Genomic DNA, 18,218 nt, shown 5'->3' with positions numbered 1-18,218 from the left:
GACAAAGATGACGACGACGAAAGCGCCAATCATGACTGAATCCAAGATCACCGCACGCGACGTGCAGGTTTACTACGGTGAGAAGCAGGCCCTGCGGGATGTGAACATCGAGATCCGTCCGCGCTCTGTGACCGCCTTCATCGGCCCGTCGGGCTGTGGCAAGTCGACCTTCCTGCGCTGCATCAACCGGATGAACGACACGATCGCGAGCTGCCGCGTCGAGGGCAACATCCTGATTGATGCCGAGAACATCTACGACACCAAGGTCGACCCGGTGCAGCTCCGCGCCAAGGTCGGCATGGTCTTCCAGAAGCCGAACCCGTTCCCGAAGTCGATCTACGAAAACGTCGCCTACGGCCCGCGTATCCACGGTCTGGCCAAGAACAAGGCCGATCTCGATGAGATCGTCTCGACCGCGCTGCAGAAGGCCGGCCTCTGGAACGAAGTCAAGGATCGCCTGGATGCCGCCGGCACCGGTCTGTCGGGTGGTCAGCAGCAGCGCTTGTGCATTGCCCGCGCCGTTGCCGTCAGCCCGGAAGTCATCCTGATGGACGAGCCCTGTTCGGCGCTCGACCCGATCGCGACCGCCAAGGTCGAGGAGCTGATCCACGAACTGCGCGAGAACTACACGATCGTCATCGTCACGCACTCGATGCAGCAGGCCGCCCGCGTCTCCCAGCGCACGGCCATGTTCCACCTGGGCGAGCTCGTCGAAGAAAACGACACCGACAAGATGTTCACCAACCCGGACGACCAGCGCACGCAGGACTACATCATGGGCCGCTTCGGCTGAGTTTTCTCGGTCACATCAGGCTCTCTTCAACATCAAGGATTAGGCTATGGCTTCCTCACACATCTATTCGGCCTTCGACGAGGAACTGAAATTTCTGATGCGCCGCATCTCCGAGATGGGCGGTCTTGCGGAGCAGATGGTCGCTGAAAGTGTACGTTCGTTGGTCAATTCCGACGCAGCACTTGCCCAGAAGGTCATCTCCGACGACGTCGTCATGGACGCGATGGAAAAGGAAATCGGCGAAAAGGCCGTTGTCACCATCGCCAAGCGCCAGCCGGTCGCCTCGGATCTTCGTGAAATCATCGGTGCCCTTCGCATCGCCGCCGACCTTGAGCGCGTCGGCGATCTCGGCAAGAGCAATTCGAAGCGTGTCGTTGCCATCCAGGCAACAGGCGTTCCGCGCAAGCTCGCCCGTGGCCTCGAACATCTCTCCGACCTGGCACTCGCCCAGCTCAAGGAAGTGCTCGACGTCTACACGACCCGCTCTGCCGAGAAGGCGAAGTCGATCCGTGACCGCGACGAGGAGATCGACGCGATCTACACCTCGCTGTTCCGCGAACTGCTGACCTACATGATGGAAGATCCGCGCAACATCACCAGCTGCACGCATCTTCTGTTCTGTGCCAAGAACATCGAGCGCATCGGCGACCACGCAACGAACATCGCCGAGACGATCTATTACATGACCACCGGTGCGGTTCCCGAAGGCGAACGCCCGAAGGAAGACCTGACGTCTTCCGTCGGCGCGATCAACGAATGAGCCGTGGCCGAAGCGAGGTAATGGTTTGATGCAGCCGAAAATTGCCGTCGTCGAAGACGAGGAGGCGCTGAGCGTCCTCCTGCGTTACAATCTGGAGTCGGAAGGATACGAGGTCGAGACGATCTTGCGCGGCGACGAGGCCGAGATCCGTCTGCAGGAACGGGTGCCGGACCTGCTGATCCTCGACTGGATGCTCCCGGGCGTTTCCGGCATCGAGCTCTGCCGGCGCCTGCGCGTCCGTCCGGAGACCGAGCGCCTGCCGATCATTATGCTGACGGCGCGTGGCGAGGAAAGCGAGCGGGTACGCGGTCTGGCGACGGGTGCGGACGACTATGTCGTCAAACCGTTCTCGACGCCGGAACTGATGGCCCGTGTCAAGGCGATGCTGCGACGGGCAAAGCCCGAAGTGCTGTCGAGCGTCCTGCGTTGCGGCGACATCGAGCTTGATCGCGAAACCCATCGCGTTCATCGCAAGAGCCGCGAAGTCCGCCTCGGCCCGACCGAGTTCCGCCTTCTCGAGTTTCTCATGACATCGCCCGGTCGCGTCTTCTCCCGCTCGCAGCTGCTGGATGGCGTCTGGGGCCACGATATCTATGTCGATGAACGCACCGTTGACGTGCATGTCGGGCGCCTGCGCAAGGCTCTGAACTTCTCCAACATGCAGGATGTCATCCGCACCGTTCGCGGCGCGGGCTACTCCATGGAAGCATGATTTGCCCGAAAGGAAATGTATTCGGAGGGCACCAACCGGCTGAGACAGCAGGGCTTTGCGAATAAAGTGCTGTTTGATCAGCGCGTTGCGAAACGTTCGCGGTAAAAAGAGGGCGTGATACTCAACCGCTTCTGGAAAACCCTGTGAAGCGTATACAAGCTGCCGAAACCGGATCGCTCTGCAATTCGTGCAAGCGGCCAATCCGAGCTTTCCAGCAGTAGCTTCGCTCGATCGATCCGGATGGTTTCGACGAACTGCGCAGGCGTCGTTCCGGTCTGTTTGCGGAAAGCGCGCGAAAAGCTGCGTTCGCTCATTCCGCATCGCGCCGCGAGAGCCGGGCCCGATAAGTCGCCAACCGGATTCCCGATGATATCGTGAAGGAGCGATCGCAAGCGCGGCGCCACGTCGCTTTGGATGGCAAGGCTGCTGCTGAACTGTGACTGCCCTCCTGGGCGCCGCATGAAAAGAACCATCTGACGGGCCACAGCCAGAGCAACTTTGTGGCCGAAATCGGCTTCGATCATCGACAGCGAAAGGTCGATGCCTGCGGTGATACCTGCCGATGTGAAAACGGGCGGATCCGCGACGAAGATTGCATCTGGTTCGACGACAGCCTGTGGGCAGAGTTTTTCGAGCAGTGCGACCGAAGCCCAATGAGTGGTCGCCCTCTTGCCATTGAGATAACCGCCGGCGGCCAATACAAAGGCTCCGGTACAGACGCTGGCCAGACGACGGGTTGCCGAGATCCGAGTGGACAGCCAAGGCAGCAGGTCCGAGTTGAAGATCAGATCGCGAAGCGCGTCTTCGCTGCCGCCGGGAACGATGATCGTGTCCAGGTCGGAAGGCAGGTCCCGCAAGGCGATCGCTCCCCCCAGACTGAGGCCAGTCAGGCCACTGCAGGATACCGGCCCGCCCAAGGGAGACGCGAGGATGATTTCGTAGGATTGCCCGGTATCCGTCAGATGCTGGTTGGCAATCGCAAACGCTTCCATCGGCCCGACGACATCCAGTGTCTGGACACCATCATAGCCAATAAACGCAATCTTCCGGTGTGAAGAGACGCCCATCATCATTGGCTCAAATTGCGATATGTTTGACATTTTGGCCAGCCCTCCACACCGGTAATCTGCGTCTGGAAAGCAATCCGGAGATGACTGTGACCAGACCAGGCCTTATCCTTGTGACGCTTGCATTGAGTTGCATCCTGGCGGGAGCGACATTGTCGTCACAATCCGCTCCAGAAGTTTCTGGCGTGGAAGTGCCCCAACCCAAAGCCGGGCGGCTGCGCCCTCTTGTCGCAATCGTGGCTGATAATGCCGGGACGGAGACGACGGACCTCATCGTCCCCTATGGTGTCTTGAAGGAAGCGGATGTGGCCGACGTCATCATCGTTTCCAGCAAACCTGGTCCTGTGACGTTGATGCCGGCGCTCACCATCGAGGCTGACATGACGATCGCGGAATTCGACAGGCGTTACCGGCAAGGAGCCGACATCGTCGTCATCCCCGCCCTGCATGACAGCGAGAATGAAGCGATCGTCGAATGGGTTTCGCGGCAATACAGAAGCCGGGCCTTCATCCTGTCGATATGTGAAGGCGCCTGGGTCGCTGCCAAGGCCGGTATTCTCGATGGGCGACAGGCCACCACGCACTGGTATGCGATGGACAAGATCGCAGCTCGATATCCCAAAGCGGTCTGGGTGCAGAACAAGCGATATGTGGTCGATCAGAACGTCATGACGACGACCGGCGTCACGGCCTCCCTGCCGGCCAGCCTCGCACTTGTCGAAGGCATCGCCGATGAGCGTACCGCAAGTGCGACAGCTGCGCATTTCGGGGTAACGGCTCTCGGACCGCTGGCATGGAGCCCCGAACACGATAGCGCCTCGTTCCACCTGACAAGCGGCAGGATTGGCTTGATCATGTGGAACTATCTGGCTTTCTGGCGACATCAAACCCTGGACGTTCCAGTCTTTCCCGGTGTCAACGAGGTCGCACTTGCGCTTGTATCCGACGCTTGGTCGAGAACCTATCGTTCGAAGGTCGTCGCGACCTCCTCTGCCGCTTCGGTTCGTACGCATTCCGGCCTTCATCTCATTTCGGACCGAGCTCCCGCCGGTGCGGCAGCCATTGCCATATCAGATGAACCGGCTTTGGGGCAGTTTGACCAGGCGCTTGACGACATCGAGAAGCGTTATGGAAAACGAACAAAGGACGTCGTGGCACTTCAACTCGAATACGAAAAATGAAGGCTCGACCCAACGAAGTTCGTCTTCTCTGCAAAGGCAAAAGGCCTTTAGACCGTGTCCGTTGAGCAGAGAATGAGCTTGGGCAGATTTTTTCATGTCTCAAAGGCGAAACGAAAACGGGCCCCGAAGGGCCCGTCCGGTATTCGATGCGTCTGCTATCAGCGTGCGGCCTTGCGGCGTTCGCTGACCGGCTGGTAGGCGAGCTTCGCGTGATAGGTGCAATAGGGCGAAGCGTCGCTGATTTCGCAGCCGCAGAAATGGAAGTCGTCCTTCATCGGATCGCCGATCGGCCACTTGCAGGTGCGTTCCGTCAGTTCCGTCAGCGCCAGGCGGCGCGAGATCGGCACGACAACGTTGAGCGGACGGCTGACTTCGATCTCCTGGAAGGCGTCGACTTCGACTTCTTCCTTGAGCATGGTGGCGCCGGCAGCACGGGTCACGGTGCGGGTGGTTGCAGCTGCCGGGCGCGCCTGAAAATTCGCCGGGCGCTGGGTCGTCGCAGTGCGCTTGGCAGGACGGGCCGAGGAGGAGCTGCCGCCGGCTTTCGCACGACCAGGCAGGTTCAGTCGGTGCACCTTGCCGATGACGGCATTTCGGCTCACGCCGCCCAGTTGTGCTGCAATCTGGCTCGCGCTCAGGCCTTCGGCCCAGAGACGCTTCAGTTTTTCAACCCGCTCATCAGTCCAATTCATGCCATACTTCTCCGCCGCTCGCGTGTGTCATGGCAGAATCCGTCACCGTTGCTTCGAACGAATTCGAAACAAAACCGCCTCGTAACTGTCGGTGATCACTTCCGCCGCATGCAATCTCTTAATGAAATTTAACCTAGTGGCAGGCCGACTCTGTGACAAGAGTCGCAGGAATCATCTGGAATCGATTTCGTGGTTTTCCCCAACTTGCTTCCCGAGTGAGTCAAGTATGCAACAGGTGGAATCTGCCATGGGACTCGCGTGGTGTCGCCGGCTGGGTCGCACGGCCAAAACGGAGTTTTCCGCAAGTTTCGTTGACATTGCAGGGTTAAATGCAGATAGTGCCCACGCCGCCGCAAGGCGGCATTTTTAATTGTCGAAAGCCCATCGAGGCTGAATTCCCGCAGCAGTAGCGGGGCTCCAGAAGGATGACGAACGCCATGGCCGAAGCAACGCCCCTCTACCAGACCTACAATCGGGCGCCGCTGCGTTTCGAGCGAGGCGAGGGCGTGTGGCTGGAGACCGAGAGCGGCGAGCGTTACCTCGACTTCGCAGCCGGCGTTGCCGTGACCTCCGTCGGCCACGGTCACCCGCATGTGGTCGGCGCTCTGAAGGATCAGGCGGACAAGGTCTGGCATCTATCGAACCTCTACGAGGTTCCGGGTCAGGAGACGCTTGCCCGCCGCCTGACGGAAGCAACGTTCGCCGATCGCGTCTTCTTCACGAATTCCGGTGCGGAGGCGCTGGAATGCGCCATCAAGACCGCGCGCCGCTACCATTTTGCCAAGGGGCACCCGGAGAAGTTCCACATCATCACGATGGAAGGCGCCTTCCACGGCCGCACCATCGCAACGATCGCAGCCGGCGGACAGGAAAAATATCTGGAAGGGTTCGGGCCGAAGGCGCCGGGCTTCGACCAGGTGCCCTTCGGTGATCTCGATGCCGTCAAGGCTGCCATCACGGAAGCGACGGCCGGCATCCTTGTCGAGCCGGTGCAGGGCGAGGGCGGTATCCGGCCGATCCCCGTCGAGATGCTGAAGGCCCTGCGGGCCATTTGCGATGAGCACGGACTGCTCCTGATCCTCGACGAAGTCCAGTGCGGCGTCGGCCGTACCGGCAAGCTCTTTGCCCATGAATGGGCCGGCATCACGCCCGATCTCATGGCCGTGGCCAAGGGTATCGGCGGCGGCTTCCCGCTTGGCGCCTGCCTGGCAACGGAAGACGCGGCCTATGGCATGAAACCCGGAACCCATGGTTCGACCTATGGCGGCAATCCGCTTGCCATGGCAGTCGGCAATGCCGTTCTGGACGTTGTGATGGCAGAAGGCTTCCTCGACCACGTTCGCGACGTCGCCCTTGTCTTCCGCCAAGGCCTGGCGTCACTCGGTGATCGTTATCCCGATGTCATCGAGGAGGTGCGCGGCGAGGGCCTGATGCTTGGCATGAAGGCCAAGGTGCCAAACACCGAACTGCTGATGGCCATGCGCGACGAGCATCTGCTCGGCGTACCCGCCGGCGACAACGTCATCCGCCTGCTGCCGCCGCTGACCGTCACCGCTGCCGAAGCCCGTGAGGGCATCGCCCGCATCGAGCGCGCCGCCGAACACATCAGGGCCAAGGCCGCCGCAACCGCGTAAGTGCAAGACAGGTATCATCAATGGCATCCCCGAAGCATTTCCTCGATCTCTCTGCCGTATCCGCCCAGGACCTGCGTCACATGCTGGACGATGCGCGCACGCGCAAACAGGCCACCAAGGCCGGCAACGCCGACAAGCCGCTGGCGGGCAAGATGCTCGCGATGATCTTCGAGAAACCCTCGACCCGTACCCGCGTCTCCTTCGATGTCGGCATGCGCCAGCTGGGCGGCGAGACGCTGTTCCTCTCCGGCACCGAAATGCAGCTCGGCCGCGCAGAAACCATTGGCGATACCGCAAAGGTCCTGTCGCGCTACGTCGACGCCATCATGATCCGCACGACCGACCATGCGCGCCTGCTGGAACTGGCCGAACATGCGACGGTACCTGTCATCAACGCGCTGACCGATCTGACGCATCCCTGCCAGATCATGGCGGACATCCTCACCGTCGAGGAGCATCGCGGCCCGATCGCCGGTAAGACGCTCGCCTGGACAGGCGACGGCAACAATGTTCTGCATTCGCTGGTCGAGGGCTCGGCCCGCTTCGGCTACAAGATGAACATGGCGGTCCCGCTCGGCTCCGAGCCGGACGACAAGATCCTCAACTGGGCGCGCAACAACGGCGGCGAGATCATGCTCTGCCATGATGCCGACCGGGCTGTCGCTGGCGCTGACGCCGTGATCACCGACACCTGGGTGTCGATGAACCAGGAGCACAAGGCGCGTGGCCACAACGTCTTCCAGCCCTTCCAGGTCAATGCCGACCTGATGAAGAAGGCCAAGGACGAGGCGCTCTTCCTCCACTGCCTGCCAGCGCATCGCGGCGAGGAAGTGACGGACGAGGTGATCGACGGCGCCCAGTCCGTAGTCTTCGACGAGGCGGAAAACCGCCTTCATGCACAGAAGTCCATTCTGGCCTGGTGCCTCGGCGCCATCTGAGGCGTGAGACCGGCGGCCGGGCGCTGACTTGACCTTTGGCACAGGTGATCCCATCTGTGCGCTTTCTGATCGGGCTGCTCAAGCCCTGCGATTGGGCGTTCCGGCGCCAGGAGTACATTCATGTCGAACAGACAAGCAGAACTCGGCGAATTTGGTTTCGCCGGTGACGATAGCGTGGTGCCCTTTCAGGTCGAGGGACTTGATGTCCGCGGTCGTGCGGTGCAGCTGGGGCCGCTGGTCAACACCATTCTCGATCGCCACGCCTATCCGGCACCGGTCGCCCGCCTTCTGGCGGAAGCGATCGTGCTGACGGTGCTCATCGGCACCTCCTTGAAATTCGAAGGGAAGTTCACCGTGCAGACCAAGGGCGACGGCCCGGTCGACCTTCTGGTGGCCGACTTCACGTCGCCCGAAAGTGTCCGCGCCTATGCCCGCTTCAACGAGGAGGCTCTCGCCGAAGCCGTTGCCGCCGGGCGTGCGTCGCCGGAGCAACTGCTGGGAACGGGCGTGCTCGCCTTCACCATCGACCAGGGTTCGTTCATGCAGCCGTACCAGGGCATCGTGCCGCTGGACGGGACATCGCTCGAGGACATTGCCGGCGTCTACTTCCGCCAGTCGGAGCAGATCCCGACGCGGGTGCGCCTGGGTGCCGCGGAACTCTTCGACCGTGACGAACATGGCAAGCCGCGCCGCACCTGGCGGGCGGGTGGCCTGATCGCGCAGTTCCTGCCGGAGGCGCCCGAGCGTATGCGCCATCCTGACCTGCACGGCGGGGACGGCGACGACCGTGACGAGGTCAATCTCCATGGAGACGAGGCCTGGGACGAAGCTCGCATGCTGGTTGATACGATCGATGCCGACGAACTGACCGATCCCCAGGTCGGCGTCGAGCGGCTGCTGTTCCGTCTGTTCCACGAGCGTGGCGTCCGAGCCTTCCCTCCTCAGGCGGTGCAGGATCGTTGCAACTGCTCGCGCGACAAGATCAAGGGTGTTCTGCAAGGCTTTTCCGCCGAGGAGATCGAGGCGAGCACCGAGGATGGCCAGGTGACGGTCACCTGCGAGTTCTGCTCGACCAGCTATCACTATCAGCCGAACGAGCTTACTCCGGCTTGAAGAAGTGAGCGACGGCCGGGGGGCTGACCCGGCCGGCTTCCTGCCGCCTCTGGGTCCCTTGCCGAAGCAAAGACCAGAATACCCGATCATTCATCTATTCTAAATCCCCCTGAATTACGCTGTCGTCAGACCTGGTTTGAGGACTGCGATGCGGCAGCATGCTCGAAAATCTCCGACAGAAGGCGCCTTGACGGCGCCGGATGGTTTGACCGAGGGCGCAGGACCCTGGTCGCCCGTCACCTTGTTCCGCAGCCTCAAAAGCCAGTACCATGCCTGGACCAGCGCCACTCGACGTCGAGCCATGGCGGATGCCTATCGGCCCATCGTCCGTGGCTTCCTGCTGCCGGGCTGCGCCTATTATCTGTTCGTGACCTGGGGGCACTGGGGCGACGAGACGGGTCCCAATCTCCTGATCCTCGCCGGCCTCAGTCTCGCCACCGCAATCTCCTATGCCTTGTTCCGCTGGGTTCTTCTCCCGGCCGGTCGTACCCCTCTGGCGCGCCTCGAAGCGATCGGACTGGCCACCAATGCCCTGATGTATGGCAACGTCGTGGCTTACATGACGCTGCATTTCGAAGAGCAGAAACTGATCTATTTCGTTCTGATGGCGGTCGTCTTTTCGACGACCGGCGTGACGCTTCGGGCCACGCTTGCGAGTGTCATCGTCTCCATCGCCAGCATGTTCTGGTTCGCCCAGAAGGCGTCGCCGGAGATCGCGCACCAGTTCGCCTTCATCGGTGTTGCCACGTCCTTTGCCTCGCTTGGCATGGCGACGCTGTTGCGCAAGGCGATCCTGCGCCAGATCGATGCCCGTCTCTTCGCCGACCAGCTCGCCGCCCTCGATAGCCTGACCGGGATCGCCAATCGCCGCTCGATCTTTGCCCGGATCGACACGCTGGTCGAGGCAAAGACCCCGTTCTGGCTCGGCATTCTCGATCTGGACGGCTTCAAATCCATCAATGACATCTATGGCCACGCCATCGGCGACCGGGTGCTCTGTGAGGTTGTCGACCGGCTTGGTTTTCAAAGCGCTGCCGGCGTCCAGTTCGGCCGCATCGGCGGCGACGAGTTCGCGGTTCTCGTCATCGGTGAGCACGAGGCGGCAGACGTCGAGGAGATCGGCAACGCCCTGATCGCGGACATCAGCCGTCCCTACGACATGCGTCCTCTGCAACTGTCCATCGGCGGCACCGTCGGCTTTGCCCGTTTTCCCTCCATGGGCACGACCGCCCGCGAGATCTACGAGAAAGCCGATTTCGCACTCTACCGCGGCAAACAGTTCGCCCGGGGCTACACTGTGATCTTCACGGACGATCAGGATGCCGAAATGCGGGAGGCGCTTGCGCTGGAGCGAGCTCTGCGCGAAGCCAATCTCGAACAGGAACTCTATCTCCTGTTCCAGCCGCAATTCGATCTCACCCGGGCAAAGGTCGTGAGCTTCGAGGCCCTTGCCCGCTGGCAGAGCCCGACGCTCGGCCTCGTGCGCCCGGACCGGTTCATCCGGGCGGCTGAACGGGCCGGCCTTATCCAGAATGTCACGCGTGTTCTGTTCGGCAAGGCGCTCGACGCCCTTTACCTCTGGCCGGACGAGATCACCATTTCCTTCAATCTGTCCGCCCAGGACCTGGCGGACCGCGCCTTCATCTTCTCTTTGGTCGCCCAGGTCACGGCGCGGGAGATTGCGCCGGGGCGCCTGGAATTCGAGATCACCGAAACCGCCGTGATGAAGGATATCGACGCTGCCCGCGTGCTGCTGGAAAATCTCTCGGCGCTCGGTTTCAAGATCGCGCTCGATGATTTCGGTTCCGGCTATTCGAGCTTCGAATATCTGGACCAGTTGCCCCTCGACAAGGTGAAGATCGACAAGAGTTTCGTGCGCAAGGTGGCTCAAAGCGCCACCTCTCGGGAGATTGTCGCCGGGATCATCAAGCTGTGCAGCAATCTTGATCTGAAATGCGTTCTTGAAGGCGTTGAAACCGAAGACGAGATGCGCACGCTGAACCCGCTCTCACCGAAGTTGATCCAGGGCTATCTTTTCGGCGAGCCGATGTCGCAACGTGATGTGCTCGGCCTGCTGCTCGCAGCCGAACAGGTGAAGGACGGCATGACAGCCGCCTGACCGGCCGCCTCGTTCGGCTTGCCATTGCGGCTCCCAAGCGTTAGGAAGTCTGCATCCACAAGGACCCGGTGCAAATCCGGGTGGCTCTTCTGGCCGCCGATCCGCCAGACAACCTCAGCAACGCAACCTTCCTCCGTCGGGTTCTCCCCGGCTCGTTGTCCTATTCTGTGGTTTTCCATGACATCTTTCGTAACCTACCGTCGCGAGTGGTCCGCCAACCCTCTGCGTGAAATGCTCGCCGGCGCTGTCGCCACCTTCGCCCTAATCCCAGAGGTCATCGCGTTTTCCTTCGTCGCGGGTGTCGATCCGCAGGTCGGCCTCTTCGCCTCTTTCGTGATCGGCATCGTGATTGCCTTCACCGGCGGTCGCCCGGCCATGATCTCGGCTGCAGCCGGCTCCGTCGCGCTCGTCGTCGCGCCGCTTGTTGCAGCGCATGGTCTTCCCTATTTGCTGGCTGCAGGCCTTCTGGCCGGCCTGATCCAGATCGTCTTCGGCCTGCTGCGGCTCGGTGTCCTCATGCGTTTCGTGTCGAAGTCGGTTCGCACCGGCTTCGTCAACGCGCTCGCGATCCTGATCTTCGCGGCGCAGCTGCCGCATATCCTGCATGGTGGTTGGCTGAACTATGCGATGATCGCGGCGGGGCTCGCGGTGATCTATCTCGTGCCGCGCCTGACCACGGCAATACCCTCGCCGTTGATCTGCATTCTGGTTCTGACGATCGGTGCGTCGGTCATGAACCTGCCGGTCTTGACGATTGCGGATCTCGGTCACCTGCCGGAATCGCTTCCCGTCTTTTCCTGGCTGACAGTGCCGCTCACGCTGGAGACGCTCAAGATCATCGCGGGGCCTGCGCTGGCGATCGCCATGGTCGGCTTGCTGGAATCCATGATGACGGCGAGCGTGGTCGATGACCTGACGGATACGCCGAGCTCGAAGAACCGGGAATCAACCGGTCTCGGCCTTGCCAATGTTGCCGCCAGCCTGTTCGGTGGCATCGCCGGTTGCGGCATGATCGGCCAGACGGTCAGCAATGTGAAATATGGCGGCCGCGGCCGGCTTTCCACGCTGTTTGCCGGTGCCCTTCTGCTGGTCCTGATGGTTCTTCTCAAGCCCTGGGTATCGCAGGTGCCGGTCGCGGCACTGGTCGCGATCATGATCATGGTGTCTGCCGACACCTTCGACTGGTCGTCGCTGCGCAGCCTCGTCGTGCATCCGAAGATGTCCAGCGTCGTGATGGTCGCGACCGTGATCGTCACCGTCGTGACGGCCAACCTGGCACTCGGCGTCGCCGTCGGTGTACTCCTGAGTGGGGTGTTCTTCACCTTCAAGGTGGCGAGGCTGCTGCAGGTCGAGACGACAACCGATGACGCAGCGGGCGTGCTCACCTACCGCGTCACGGGCCAGGTCTTTTTCGCCTCGGCCGACCTCTTCGTCGATGCCTTCGATATCCGGGATGGCGAAGGTCTGCGGGTGGTCATCGACCTTACCCAGGCGCATCTCTGGGACATTACGGCCGTTGCCGCTCTTGAGCGTGTCACGCAGCGTTTCGAGACACATGGTATTCCGGTTGAGGTTCTGGGCCTCAATCAGGCGAGCTCGACGCTGATTGACAGCCTTGGCGCGGCCGGCGAAGCCCGAACGGCCTGAGTTTGCTCTCACCACGAAACGCAAGCCGCCGCATTCCGTTGGAGCGCGGCGGCTTTGATCGTTGAGGAATGAGAGATGGACTGTCAGGCCGGTGCGGCGGCAGACGCATCCGCAAGGGCTGCCTCGACGGCCAGATCCGCCATGACGAGAATGGCCTCGCGGGACGTGGCGGCAGCGATGAAGCGGCCATTGTGGCAGAAGGTGGCGCCCTTGACGCCGCAGACGGCTTCCAGATCGCCATTGATCAGACCGGCCCAGGCCGCGGGAAGATTGGCCCGGAGTTCAAAGCCCTCGTCCGTGCGCCGGATGCCGGTGATGCACCAGTCTTTGTCTCTCGGGTGGACCACAAAGAGCAGATGCTCGGCCCCTGACTTGACGATCGCCGGGCGGAACGGCATGCCGAAGGGCAGTTCCAGGACGCGCCGGTCGCCGGTCTCGGCGATCGCCGCAGTCACCAGCGCTTCCGCGCGGCATTTGGCGGCACGCTGGGCAATACCCGCTTCGACCAGGCTCCGTGCAATGGCGAGCGCTGCATGGAAGCTGCGATCCTCGGCACCGTCATCCCGGTCATCGAAGACCGGCTTCAGCGTTTCGAGGAGGCTCGGAAGTGTGAGGCCTGCAAGCGGGCCGGCACTCGCCGGGTTGAGCGCGCCATTGTCCATCAGGTCGACCGGCAGCACGAACTTCTGGTCGAAACCCTGATGGATCACATCGATATCCCGCTCGGGAATCCCGAGAGCCGCGAGATAGGCGCGGCCATGATGTTTCCACACCAGGCCGAAGGAGCTGTAGGGCTGGCCATCGTCACGCAAGGGCGCGCCGCGCTGGTGGTGATCGAAGATTTGCGCTTCCGCATCATAGAGCCCGCCGACGTCGTAGATGATGCGGTCGGCTCCGGGGGTGATCCATTCCGGCGCCCGGCTGCGCACGATGCGTGCCTGCGGGAAAAGCCGCGTGAGGATGACACTGGACAGGAGTTCGTCGGCATGGAAGCCACCGCTGTGGGTGACGAGATAATCTGGCCTCATGCCGGGATTTACCTTTTGCTAAACAGGGCGAGTGTTCAGTCTGATAGCGTCAGCCGCGACCGAACTCAACCCGATCTAGTTCAGCGTGCGCTGCATGCCAGGGCTATCAAGAGAAAAGGCCGGGATATCGACGTCAAACGCTTCGCCGTCGTCGGTTTCCATCCGGTAGGTGCCGTACATCATGCCCGAGGGCGTATCGAGCGGACAGCCTGAGGAATATTCGTAACTGTCGCCGGGGTCGAGCCGGGGTTGCTCTCCCACCACGCCCGGACCGCTGACCTCGTCAACCTGGCCGTTCTGGTCGGTGATATGCCAATAGCGATGGGTCAGGCGCACGGTGGAAGCCGAATGGTTGGAGATCACGATCCGGTAGCCCCAGACATAGCGGCTGTCATCCGGGTCGGACTGTTCCTCGAGATAGTAAGGTTCGACCTGAACCTCGATGTCCCGTGTCAGTGCGCGATACATGCCTGGACCTTGCGATATCTGCCTGCGTTCATGACGACATGAAACATCGACGCCGGCAAGACGCACCGGCAAGATGTTTGTGACCATGGCATGGGATAACGACGCAACTGTGTGCGTCAAGGCCGATTGACCAGCCGCAGCATGGGCTGCGGCTGAATATTTTTGGATTTGATGCATTTCTGCGGTAAAATCAGAGCCCTTTCAGGGCCTTGGCAAAATCTTCCAGCAGGTCGTCGGTGTCCTCGATGCCGCAGGACAGGCGCACGGTCCCACCGGAGATTCCGAGTTCCGCACGCGCCTCGTCGGTGAGATTCTTGTGCGTCGTCGTTGCCGGATGGGTGATCAGGCTCTTCGCGTCGCCGAGATTGTTGGAGATCTTGATCACTTCGAGCGCGTTCTGCAGCTTGAAGGCCGCGTCCTTGCCGCCTTTCAGCTCGAAGCAGACCAGCGTCGAGCCTCCGGTCATCTGCTTGGCGATGATATCGGCCTGCGGATGGTCGGCGCGGCCGGGATAGATCACCTTGGCAACGGCCGTCTGCTCGGCGAGCATATCGGCGATCGCGGCGGCATTCGCCGTCTGCTGCTTGACGCGCAGCGGCAGCGTTTCGATGCCCTTCAGAAGCGTCCAGGCATTGAACGGCGACATGGCCGGGCCGGTGTGGCGGAAATAATCGTGCAGGTTCTCGTCGATCCATTCCTTGGACGACAGAACGACGCCGCCGAGGCAGCGGCCCTGGCCGTCGATATGTTTGGTCGCGGAATAGACGACGACATGGGCGCCGAGTTCCAGCGGCTTCTGGAAGAGCGGGGTCGCAAACACGTTGTCGACGATCAGCTTGGCGCCGACCTGGTTGGCGAGCTTGGCCACACCGGCGATGTCGACCACCTCAAGCGTCGGGTTCGTCGGGCTTTCGAGGAACATGACCTTGGTGTTCGGCCGGATGGCGGCTTCCCAATTGGCAAGGTTGCGTCCATCGACCAGCGTGCATTCGACGCCGTAGCGCGGCGCGAGCGTCTCGACGACATAGCGACACGAGCCGAACAGGGCGCGGGCGGCAACGATATGGTCGCCGGCCTTCACCTGGCAGAGAACGGCTGCGGCAACGGCGGCCATGCCCGACGCCATGGCGCGGGCATCCTCGGCACCTTCCAGCAGGCACATGCGCTTTTCGAACATGTCGTTGGTCGGGCTGCCGTAACGGGCGTAGATATAGCCGTCGTTCTCCCCCTTGAAGCGGGCTTCCGCCGCTTCCGAGGTTTCATAGACGAAACCCTGGGTCAGGAAGATAGCTTCGGAGGTTTCGCCGAAGGGAGACCGCAACGTGCCGCCATGGACGAGTTGGGTTGCCGGGCGCCAGTTCTTGCTCATGCCGTTGCCTTTTCGAACACAAAAAAACCGGTCGCGAAAAACGGACCGGTTTACAAGTAACCCGGTCTATTTAGCCACTTGTTTAACGTGGCTGCAAGCCGACCGGCCAAATCACCACGGGATAAGGCTGCCTTACGCCTTCGCGGCCCTTGCGTCAATTGGCGGGCTTTGGTTTTGTCGAGCCCAAACAGGATAGAGAAAATGACCAGTAAATCCGGCATTCTGGCGGACCGTGCCATCGGCGCCTTGTTCGGTGAGGGCCAGCTGAAAAGCGAAGCCATGCTCGACCACGACCAGATCCAGCCGGCGAGCCTGGACCTGCGGTTGGGCGGCAAGGCAATCCGCGTGCGCGCGAGCTTCATGCCGGGCCGGGGCCACACGGTGGCCGAGAAGCTGGAACGGCTGACCCTGCACGAGATCGACCTCGAAAACGGGGCGGTGCTTGAGACCGGCTGCGTCTATATCGTGCCGCTGATGGAGAGCCTCGATCTGCCGGCGGAGATCTCCGCCTCTGCGAACCCCAAAAGCTCGACCGGCCGCCTCGACATCTTCACCCGCGTGATGGTCGATTACGCCCAGGAATTCGACAAGGTGCCGGCCGGTTACAAGGGCCAGCTCTATCTCGAAATCTCCCCGCGCACCTTCCCGATCATCGTGCGCCGAGGTTCGCGCCTGTCGCAGATCCGCTTCCGCGTCGGCCATGCACTGCTGGGTGAAACGGAACTGGTCGATCTGCACAAGACAGAGACCCTGGTCGCGAGCGACATGCCGAACGTCTCTGGCGGCGGCATTGCGCTGTCGATCGACCTGAAGGGCTCCGGCCCGCAAGGCCTGATCGGCTATCGCGGCAAGCACCACACCTCGGTCATCGATGTCGACCGCAAGGGCGCCCACGAGGTGCTGGATTTCTGGGAGCCGCTCTACAGCCGCGGCCGCGACGAACTGATCCTCGACCCCGATGAATTCTACATCCTCGTGTCGAACGAGGCGGTGCATGTGCCGCCGCTTTATGCTGCCGAAATGACGCCCTATGACCCGCTGGTCGGCGAATTCCGCGTCCATTACGCCGGTTTCTTCGACCCCGGCTTCGGCCACGCGCCGGCCGGTGGCTCCGGCAGCCGCGCCGTGCTGGAAGTCAGAAGCCACGAAGTGCCCTTCATCCTCGAACACGGCCAGGTCATCGGCCGCCTCGTCTACGAGCACATGCAGGAACGCCCGGAGGGCCTTTACGGCACGGGCCTCGGCTCCAACTACCAGGCCCAGGGCCTGAAGCTGTCGAAGCATTTCCGCCTGCCGGAGTAGTGAAGGCTCCGGCAAAGCCAGCCGCCGGCGCTTGACACCGGCGGCGAACTGGTGGATTTCTCATCCCCGTCGCGGGTGTAGCTCAATGGTAGAGCAGCAGCTTCCCAAGCTGAATACGAGGGTTCGATTCCCTTCACCCGCTCCAGCCTGTTACCTATCTCTCAGGTAGGGCGTTCCAAACACTTCGATGCCAATTCCGCTACAGCCGCTGTTTTACCTCTTTCTGGGCCGCAATGACGGCGGCCCGCAATGTAACGACGCAGATGCTCAATCGGTCGCGAGCATCAAAAGATTGAAATGCGCCTGAGCTTCCCTTTTCGAGCGTTCGGGCGATTATTTCCTGGTCCTCTTTTGAGAAGCAGGAGTAGAAGTTGTCAGCGTCATGAGACGCGAATTCTGCGTCGAGCGTGTGCGCGAAACGATTTCGTAGCCGCGCCATTGCTCGAAGCGGAGTGATGAATCTCGGTTGGAGTCCGAGCGCGATCATCAGCATGACCTTTTGATCGTAGGTCATTTTCATTTTTACCAACGCGTCAGGGTCGATAAAGGCGAGCCGAAATAATTCTTCCATCTCGACTTCGATTGCGATCGCAGATTTTATAATAGCTTCAAACGGATCTGCTGTCGCTATCAGTTGAAAATATTCAGCATCATCCAATCGTTTTAATGGCTTCGGCACTCGCTACACTCCTGCATGAAAACATTGGGGTTCAAATTTTCCTGATAAAGTCCATTTAGATCTAGCTCCCAAGCTGGATAATAGGGTTCTGCCCGCTCCAATTCTCCTTCACTTCTCCCCCGCAAACCGCCCAAACGCCGCCAGCAAGTCCCCCAGCCGCTTGGCCGTGGCCTCATCCGTGAGCTTGCCGTCTGCATCGAACAGCGTATGCGCCCGTGACACCATCAGCCGCTTTTCCGAAAACACCCGGCAGCCGAGCGTGTGCAAGACGCTGAGCCAGGCGTTCTGGCTGAGCAGCGTGCCGAAATTGCCGGGCGAGGCGCCTGTCAGCGCGAAGGCTTTGCCGCCGAAGACTTTTGCCATGTCCGAGGAGGGGCGGGACAGCCAGTCGATGGCGTTCTTGAAGGTGCCGGGAATGCCGTTGTTGTATTCGGGGGTGAACAGGATCACGCCGTCGGCGGCGATGATCTTGTCCTTGAGGGCAGCTACGGCGGCCGGAATGCCCTCAGATTCTTCAAGATCACCGTCATAGAGCGGAATGCCGTGGATGGTGGCGGCCTCCAGCGTGTAACCCTCGCCCTTGATCTCTGTTGCGGCCTTCATGAGCGCCGTGTTGAGCGAGCCCTTGCGCAGGCTTCCCGAAATGCCGAGCAGTTTTGCCATGTCTTTTCCTCGTCTCGATTTGTTGTAAGGGAGGGTAGAACAGGGAGACGAAC

Annotated in this window: 17 protein-coding genes, 1 tRNA gene, 1 riboswitch and 1 other annotated feature; of the genes, 11 read left to right on the top strand and 7 right to left on the bottom strand. The window is 61.3% G+C overall.

What is annotated here, in order from left to right; genetic code table 11:
- Window positions 1-7: 7 nt before the first annotated feature.
- From pstB to phoB, 3 genes are read left to right on the top strand one after another with little or no spacing between them, the layout of a single operon-like run.
- Complete coding sequence (gene pstB, locus DMY87_RS04750; protein ID WP_425353469.1) at window positions 8-793, top strand: phosphate ABC transporter ATP-binding protein PstB; 786 nt, start codon at window positions 8-10, stop codon at window positions 791-793.
- 46 nt (window positions 794-839) lie between these two features.
- Window positions 840-1,553, top strand: coding sequence for a phosphate signaling complex protein PhoU (gene phoU / locus DMY87_RS04745; RefSeq protein WP_110790087.1), 714 nt, complete (start codon window positions 840-842; stop codon window positions 1,551-1,553).
- A 28-nt stretch (window positions 1,554-1,581) separates the two neighbouring features.
- Window positions 1,582-2,265: a phosphate regulon transcriptional regulator PhoB gene (gene phoB / locus DMY87_RS04740; protein WP_062276616.1), complete on the top strand. Its 684-nt coding sequence runs from the start codon at window positions 1,582-1,584 to the stop codon at window positions 2,263-2,265.
- Between the two features lie 77 nt (window positions 2,266-2,342).
- Here phoB and DMY87_RS04735 read toward each other — a convergent pair whose 3' ends face one another.
- Window positions 2,343-3,365, bottom strand: coding sequence for a GlxA family transcriptional regulator (locus DMY87_RS04735; protein ID WP_245408818.1), 1,023 nt, complete (start codon window positions 3,363-3,365; stop codon window positions 2,343-2,345).
- A 152-nt stretch (window positions 3,366-3,517) separates the two neighbouring features.
- On the opposite strand from DMY87_RS04735, the gene DMY87_RS04730 reads away from it, so the two are divergent.
- Complete coding sequence (locus DMY87_RS04730) at window positions 3,518-4,513, top strand: DJ-1/PfpI family protein (RefSeq protein ID WP_245408817.1); 996 nt, start codon at window positions 3,518-3,520, stop codon at window positions 4,511-4,513.
- Window positions 4,514-4,671: 158 nt separating this feature from the next.
- Here the strand turns inward: DMY87_RS04730 and DMY87_RS04725 are convergent, their stop codons facing one another.
- Entirely contained in the window at window positions 4,672-5,205 is a 534-nt protein-coding gene (locus tag DMY87_RS04725) for a GcrA family cell cycle regulator (RefSeq protein ID WP_110790084.1), read from the bottom strand.
- A 437-nt stretch (window positions 5,206-5,642) separates the two neighbouring features.
- Between DMY87_RS04725 and DMY87_RS04720 the strand changes: the two genes are divergently transcribed.
- The 5 genes from DMY87_RS04720 to DMY87_RS04700 all read left to right on the top strand — a co-directional run bounded on the left by DMY87_RS04720 (window position 5,643) and on the right by DMY87_RS04700 (window position 12,656).
- A complete protein-coding gene (locus tag DMY87_RS04720) occupies window positions 5,643-6,839 on the top strand; it encodes an aspartate aminotransferase family protein (RefSeq protein ID WP_110790083.1) in 1,197 nt (398 codons plus the stop codon).
- Between the two features lie 20 nt (window positions 6,840-6,859).
- A complete protein-coding gene (argF, locus tag DMY87_RS04715) occupies window positions 6,860-7,777 on the top strand; it encodes an ornithine carbamoyltransferase (protein WP_110790082.1) in 918 nt (305 codons plus the stop codon).
- 120 nt (window positions 7,778-7,897) lie between these two features.
- A complete protein-coding gene (locus DMY87_RS04710) occupies window positions 7,898-8,890 on the top strand; it encodes an Hsp33 family molecular chaperone (RefSeq protein ID WP_110790081.1) in 993 nt (330 codons plus the stop codon).
- 187 nt (window positions 8,891-9,077) lie between these two features.
- On the top strand, window positions 9,078-11,009 hold the full coding sequence (locus DMY87_RS04705) for a putative bifunctional diguanylate cyclase/phosphodiesterase (protein WP_205908138.1): 1,932 nt from the start codon (window positions 9,078-9,080) through the stop codon (window positions 11,007-11,009).
- 58 nt (window positions 11,010-11,067) lie between these two features.
- Window positions 11,068-11,123: a sequence feature (sul1 is cis-regulatory element that is thought to sense ions involved in sulfur or methionine metabolism; They are found in Alphaproteobacteria), on the top strand.
- Window positions 11,124-11,186: 63 nt separating this feature from the next.
- Window positions 11,187-12,656 (top strand): SulP family inorganic anion transporter, encoded by a 1,470-nt coding sequence (locus DMY87_RS04700; protein WP_110790080.1) that lies wholly within the window; start codon window positions 11,187-11,189, stop codon window positions 12,654-12,656.
- Window positions 12,657-12,739: 83 nt separating this feature from the next.
- Here DMY87_RS04700 and DMY87_RS04695 read toward each other — a convergent pair whose 3' ends face one another.
- The 3 genes from DMY87_RS04695 to DMY87_RS04685 all read right to left on the bottom strand — a co-directional run bounded on the left by DMY87_RS04695 (window position 12,740) and on the right by DMY87_RS04685 (window position 15,521).
- Window positions 12,740-13,684, bottom strand: coding sequence for an MYG1 family protein (locus DMY87_RS04695; RefSeq protein ID WP_110790079.1), 945 nt, complete (start codon window positions 13,682-13,684; stop codon window positions 12,740-12,742).
- Between the two features lie 75 nt (window positions 13,685-13,759).
- Window positions 13,760-14,152, bottom strand: a complete 393-nt coding sequence (apaG, locus tag DMY87_RS04690) for a Co2+/Mg2+ efflux protein ApaG (protein ID WP_110790078.1) — start codon at window positions 14,150-14,152, stop codon at window positions 13,760-13,762.
- A 190-nt stretch (window positions 14,153-14,342) separates the two neighbouring features.
- Entirely contained in the window at window positions 14,343-15,521 is a 1,179-nt protein-coding gene (locus DMY87_RS04685; RefSeq protein ID WP_110790077.1) for an O-succinylhomoserine sulfhydrylase, read from the bottom strand.
- A gap of 49 nt (window positions 15,522-15,570) precedes the next feature.
- A riboswitch (SAM riboswitch) is annotated at window positions 15,571-15,649 on the bottom strand.
- Between the two features lie 73 nt (window positions 15,650-15,722).
- Here DMY87_RS04685 and DMY87_RS04680 point away from each other — a divergent pair.
- Together DMY87_RS04680 and DMY87_RS04675 are read left to right on the top strand one after the other, a co-directional pair.
- On the top strand, window positions 15,723-16,823 hold the full coding sequence (locus DMY87_RS04680; RefSeq protein WP_110790076.1) for a 2'-deoxycytidine 5'-triphosphate deaminase: 1,101 nt from the start codon (window positions 15,723-15,725) through the stop codon (window positions 16,821-16,823).
- 71 nt (window positions 16,824-16,894) lie between these two features.
- Window positions 16,895-16,968: transfer RNA gene (locus DMY87_RS04675), tRNA-Gly, on the top strand.
- Between the two features lie 54 nt (window positions 16,969-17,022).
- Here the strand turns inward: DMY87_RS04675 and DMY87_RS04670 are convergent.
- Together DMY87_RS04670 and DMY87_RS04665 are read right to left on the bottom strand one after the other, a co-directional pair.
- Complete coding sequence (locus DMY87_RS04670; protein WP_110790075.1) at window positions 17,023-17,502, bottom strand: hypothetical protein; 480 nt, start codon at window positions 17,500-17,502, stop codon at window positions 17,023-17,025.
- A gap of 108 nt (window positions 17,503-17,610) precedes the next feature.
- Complete coding sequence (locus DMY87_RS04665) at window positions 17,611-18,165, bottom strand: NADPH-dependent FMN reductase (RefSeq protein WP_110790074.1); 555 nt, start codon at window positions 18,163-18,165, stop codon at window positions 17,611-17,613.
- Between the last annotated feature and the right edge of the window lie 53 nt (window positions 18,166-18,218).

The sequence above is a fragment of the Peteryoungia wuzhouensis genome, from assembly GCF_003205195.1.
Lineage (GTDB): Bacteria > Pseudomonadota > Alphaproteobacteria > Rhizobiales > Rhizobiaceae > Allorhizobium > Allorhizobium wuzhouense.
The sequence above is the reverse complement of the archived record's forward strand: the minus strand, read 5'-3'. Positions and strand labels throughout refer to the sequence as shown.

Bases quoted from the DNA above. Each gene is read 5' to 3' on its own strand.
- DMY87_RS04710 (WP_110790081.1), top strand. From the start codon at position 7,898: ATGTCGAACAGACAAGCAGAACTCGGCGAATTTGGTTTCGCCGGTGAC.
- DMY87_RS04665 (WP_110790074.1), bottom strand. From the start codon at position 18,165: ATGGCAAAACTGCTCGGCATTTCGGGAAGCCTGCGCAAGGGCTCGCTC.
- DMY87_RS04720 (WP_110790083.1), top strand. From the start codon at position 5,643: ATGGCCGAAGCAACGCCCCTCTACCAGACCTACAATCGGGCGCCGCTG.
- phoB (WP_062276616.1), top strand. From the start codon at position 1,582: ATGCAGCCGAAAATTGCCGTCGTCGAAGACGAGGAGGCGCTGAGCGTC.
- DMY87_RS04735 (WP_245408818.1), bottom strand. From the start codon at position 3,365: ATGTCAAACATATCGCAATTTGAGCCAATGATGATGGGCGTCTCTTCA.
- phoU (WP_110790087.1), top strand. From the start codon at position 840: ATGGCTTCCTCACACATCTATTCGGCCTTCGACGAGGAACTGAAATTT.
- DMY87_RS04685 (WP_110790077.1), bottom strand. From the start codon at position 15,521: ATGAGCAAGAACTGGCGCCCGGCAACCCAACTCGTCCATGGCGGCACG.
- DMY87_RS04680 (WP_110790076.1), top strand. From the start codon at position 15,723: ATGACCAGTAAATCCGGCATTCTGGCGGACCGTGCCATCGGCGCCTTG.
- pstB (WP_425353469.1), top strand. From the start codon at position 8: ATGACGACGACGAAAGCGCCAATCATGACTGAATCCAAGATCACCGCA.
- DMY87_RS04695 (WP_110790079.1), bottom strand. From the start codon at position 13,684: ATGAGGCCAGATTATCTCGTCACCCACAGCGGTGGCTTCCATGCCGAC.
- DMY87_RS04725 (WP_110790084.1), bottom strand. From the start codon at position 5,205: ATGAATTGGACTGATGAGCGGGTTGAAAAACTGAAGCGTCTCTGGGCC.
- apaG (WP_110790078.1), bottom strand. From the start codon at position 14,152: ATGTATCGCGCACTGACACGGGACATCGAGGTTCAGGTCGAACCTTAC.
- argF (WP_110790082.1), top strand. From the start codon at position 6,860: ATGGCATCCCCGAAGCATTTCCTCGATCTCTCTGCCGTATCCGCCCAG.
- DMY87_RS04700 (WP_110790080.1), top strand. From the start codon at position 11,187: ATGACATCTTTCGTAACCTACCGTCGCGAGTGGTCCGCCAACCCTCTG.